The organism is Vibrio sp. 11-4(1), from assembly GCF_013048625.1.
Taxonomy (GTDB): Bacteria; Pseudomonadota; Gammaproteobacteria; order Enterobacterales; family Vibrionaceae; genus Vibrio; species Vibrio diabolicus.
In genome coordinates this window covers 1-3,969 of record NZ_VHSY01000032.1, presented here as the reverse complement: position 1 = coordinate 3,969, position 3,969 = coordinate 1, and the positions used below count along the sequence as shown (strand labels likewise).

At 41.2% G+C, this 3,969-nt stretch carries 6 protein-coding genes and 1 pseudogene; all 7 read right to left on the bottom strand.

Features of this window, described 5'->3' with window-relative positions; genetic code table 11:
• Positions 1-102, bottom strand: a pseudogene (locus FKN16_RS24695) (N-acetyltransferase); the annotation flags it as partial.
• 134 nt (positions 103-236) lie between these two features.
• Complete coding sequence (locus FKN16_RS23975) at positions 237-713, bottom strand: GNAT family N-acetyltransferase (RefSeq protein WP_042773224.1); 477 nt, start codon at positions 711-713, stop codon at positions 237-239.
• Positions 714-864: 151 nt separating this feature from the next.
• Positions 865-1,341: a GNAT family N-acetyltransferase gene (locus FKN16_RS23965; protein WP_170903708.1), complete on the bottom strand. Its 477-nt coding sequence runs from the start codon at positions 1,339-1,341 to the stop codon at positions 865-867.
• A 137-nt stretch (positions 1,342-1,478) separates the two neighbouring features.
• The gene (locus FKN16_RS23960) at positions 1,479-2,069 is read right to left on the bottom strand and encodes a hypothetical protein (protein ID WP_170903707.1); all 591 of its coding nucleotides are present in this window, start codon (positions 2,067-2,069) and stop codon (positions 1,479-1,481) included.
• A 132-nt stretch (positions 2,070-2,201) separates the two neighbouring features.
• Positions 2,202-2,576, bottom strand: coding sequence for a nuclear transport factor 2 family protein (locus FKN16_RS23950; RefSeq protein WP_170903706.1), 375 nt, complete (start codon positions 2,574-2,576; stop codon positions 2,202-2,204).
• Between the two features lie 142 nt (positions 2,577-2,718).
• Positions 2,719-3,345 (bottom strand): DUF2971 domain-containing protein, encoded by a 627-nt coding sequence (locus FKN16_RS23945; RefSeq protein WP_170903705.1) that lies wholly within the window; start codon positions 3,343-3,345, stop codon positions 2,719-2,721.
• A gap of 173 nt (positions 3,346-3,518) precedes the next feature.
• Complete coding sequence (locus FKN16_RS23940) at positions 3,519-3,725, bottom strand: hypothetical protein (protein WP_170903704.1); 207 nt, start codon at positions 3,723-3,725, stop codon at positions 3,519-3,521.
• Positions 3,726-3,969: the final 244 nt, after the last annotated feature.

Here is a 3,969-nt window from a genome sequence, read left to right as displayed (position 1 = left end):
AACTGCGAGCTCAGTTGGCCTGTAAACTTGACGAAGTTCATCTAAGCAACACTCTGACAGTTCAACCACTGATTTTTCGTTTGAATCAAGCTGCTTGATCATCAATTTCACCTTAGGCATAACGCCCTGTTAAGGGGTGAGCAACGCTATACCGAAGCCACCGCACACCACCTTAATCACTAAAATCAACGCATAGTAAAAATGCCACGCGTTGCGAATCCCTCTTGAACAGTTTGTTAGGTGCGTAGCCAAAGTTGGTAAAAGTCTGTTTCATCGTGCTTGGGATTCTTGCGCACGAACTCCCAACCATGGCGCTTATAGAATGTGAGAGCTCGATGGTTAGTTCGGCTTACTGAAAGTACAGCACGCACACACCCCGCTTTACTCAAAGTGCTTACAATATAATCCTGCACTTTTGGAGCGAGTCCTGAACCACGAAAATTCGGCTGTAAGTAAATGAGATGCACATAACCAGTCTCCGGCTCGGGTGAAAAGCTACGAAACTCTAACTGCCCTGCAAACTGACCATCCACAAATATATGGATATAGAACCATCCTGATGTTGCTAAACGGTCTAAGACGCGTTCACGATAACCACTGATGAAGTCGTCGAAACCATCGTAATGCCCAAAACTACAAAAGTATGCATCTTTTCTCGCAGCAACGCATAATTCGAAATCATCAATGTTTATCTGCCGAAAAGCAATTTCCATACTTACCTTTTCCTTCAAGCACCTAACGCCCTGTTAAGGGGTGAGCAACGCAATACGATGCTTCCGCACACCACCTAAATCACTAAAATCAACGCATGGTAAAAATGCCACGCGTTGTGAATCCCTCTTGAACAGTTTGTTATACGATGCCTCACACCAAGCGCTGAAACTGACCGTTTTTAGCTTTGAAACCTAGCTTATTAAACAAAGCTTGAGACCGAAAGTTACCCTCATCAATATCTGCATACAATCTTTCAATACCCAAAGATTGAGCATGAGAAAATAATAAACTAAGAGCTTCCGACATATACCCTTGTCGCCAGTACGATGAATTTAGTAAGCATCCGACTTCACAGGAATCACCGTTATCACTAAAGCTATGTAAGCCGCAGGTTCCAATAACCTTGTTTGTCGCGCGATCCATAATCGCCCATTCCAACGATTCACCTGATTTCTCTAGTCGAGCAACGCTTTCTAGCATCTGAACTATCAGATCTTTCGATGTAAAAACTGGGTCTGAGGCAAATTCCATTGTTTGAATATCACCATAAATTTCAAACAAATCATCAGAATCATTCGTTTGAATTGACCTCAAAACAATTCTACTTCCGTGTAAATCAGGCTTCATTTCTCTCCTTAATCGTATAACGCCCAATTAAGGGGTGAACAACGCCTCTACCTAAACCTAAAGCATTGTGCCATAGACACTAAATTTCAAGTAGAAGCAAAAGTGCCAAGCGTTGAGAATCCCTCTTAAATTGCTTGTTAGACAAAACTGCTACCGTCTGGGAACTGCCTTTTATACACTTCAGAAAACGCACTCTTATGCCAAATAAGCTTCCTTGCTAATAAAGGATTTCCATTCATTCTCTCTGGATTTAATGTGCCACATTTAAATAACCTTTTATGTACCCTATACGCATATACCTCGTCAATTTTAGGGTGAGAGCCCGACGTTTTATGCTCGTAAAAGATGAAGTAACCAGGGTTTTCGACAGTTATTTTATTTATTTCCGAGAGAAACTTACTGCTTTCTACCATACCGTTTTTCTTTCGACCACGGTAACTGTCAGAGTACGCTACTGTTCCGTGCCACCCACGACTAAAACGCACTGATATACCATCAGATCTAGTGCATTCTCCAATCTTAATAAAAGGCTTAGTTGAGTCAGCATGAATGTAAAAATACAAGCCAATAGAACCAGATAAATTCTCTGCTTTTAGTGCTGAAAGGATAGGATTATTTTCTTTCACCAACACATCCTCTGGTGATTCAATCCTAAACGCTAGTACTTTTTGATTACCGTCACCACGCTTAGAATCCGCTCCATAAGTTATGCATCTGTATTGCTTCATGTGACCTCTTTTGTCTAACGCCCTGTTAAGGGGTGAGCAACGCAATACAAAAGCAGCCGCAAACCACCTTAATCACTAAAATCAACGCATAGTGAAAATGCCACGCGTTGCGAATCCCTCTTGAACAGTTTGTTATGCGATAACTGTCGAGTGCGCAGAGATAACCTGCCAGTTCCCCTTTTGCTTTGTCCAAACACGAGAAAATGCAAACTCACCGTTTGCTACAGCCCCATTATAACTGCCTTTGATTTCCGCGTTTACGTAAACCAAAACGACATTCTTCTGAGGCACTACGTGAAGATCATGGAATTGAATTGACTTAATAGCTAGTAAGCCAGAGTCATGCAGTGCTATATCGTCTTTTTTGGAAGTTCGATGACCAAGGTGATTAACAAATACCAAGTCATCAGACAATAAGTCTTGCAAGGCAATCATATCTGAATTGAGCATTGAAGTTTTTAACTTCTCCTCTGCTTCAATTATTTCTTTAACTACATTACTTTCCATACTATCAACTTTCTCATATCGCATAACGCCCAATTAAGGGGTGAACAACGCCGCCCCCAAACCTAAAACATTGTGCCATAAACACAAAATTTGAAGCAGAAGCAAAAGTGCCAAGCGTTGTGAATCCCTCTTAAATTGCTTGTTAGGCGAACTCGTCATAAGCTTGGTTTCGTACGATATTGAAGGATTTAAACGCAGCCCTAGCTTTGAAAATTTCAACGCCAACATCATCTCCAATAGATTCAATAACCTGTCGACGAGTAGCCTTGGAACAAGATCCAATGATGACCTGTTTTAATTTAATATCAGAGCTAAACGGTGCGTAATACAAACCATCTTCTCTAGTTTTTAGCTCAACAAACACTCTATATTCTTCTTCATATGACCAATGTGCAAACTTTGTTGTTAGAAGCTCAAGCATATCCGCTTCAGTGAAGCCATTCGGATACTCGATACGTTCATCAACGTAATTTACTTTACTTAGCAAGCGATCAGGAATATCAAAACCTAGACAAATACCTTTATGACTATCAGCATAATGTGCCCATTGAACAGGGTTACGCCAGTTCCGACTAAAGCATATTAACCCTTTAGATTTTGCTAATTGATTTTTGGTCTTTCTCATAGCCTTGCGAAGAACAGGATCGGCTAAGTTCATCCCCAAAAACTCAAATGGATCGTTCAGACGATTTAGTTCTGATACTTTTAGCCTCTTTTCACGCAAATCTTTATACGCAAATTCTGTACTTAAAAAATGATAAACTCTCATCACTCTATCCTTGTTCGCCTAACGCCGCATTAAGGGGTGAACAACGCCACCACCTAACCTAAACCATTGTGCCGTAAACACTAAAGCCAATTCAAACCAAAACTGCCAAGCGTTGTGAATCCCTCTTGAATGCTTTGTTAGTTGCCAAACCTAAAGCTTTGATTTGAAGTTAATTACCGCTTTGCCAGCGCTGTTTTTACGTGCTTTGAAAAACTCAAATCAGGCGTAGTTTCAAAGCGCCTGTCACTGAAACCACTTGGAACAAACAGCGCCGTAGAATACAGCCTAACAACACCAAAAAGCTCATTTGAAAAGACAATATCACAGAGCTGGCTCTCAACAAGTGAATCGGCTTCTGAAACGGCAAACCAAAACCACACTAATAAACATCGAACGCAACTTCAGCAGACTTGCACCTAAACACAGAATCAGGCAAAAACAGCACAGATCATTAGCCCTAAATACTCCGCTTTAGCTGCGTTTTTCCCCTTGGCAACTAACGCCGCATTAAGGTGTGAGCGACGCTTGGCTATACTTGAGCGAAGCGAAACCGCCAAGCGTTGCGAATCACTCTTAAATGCTTTGTTAGCTGAATTTTTCAAGGGGTTCTAGTAACTTATAGGA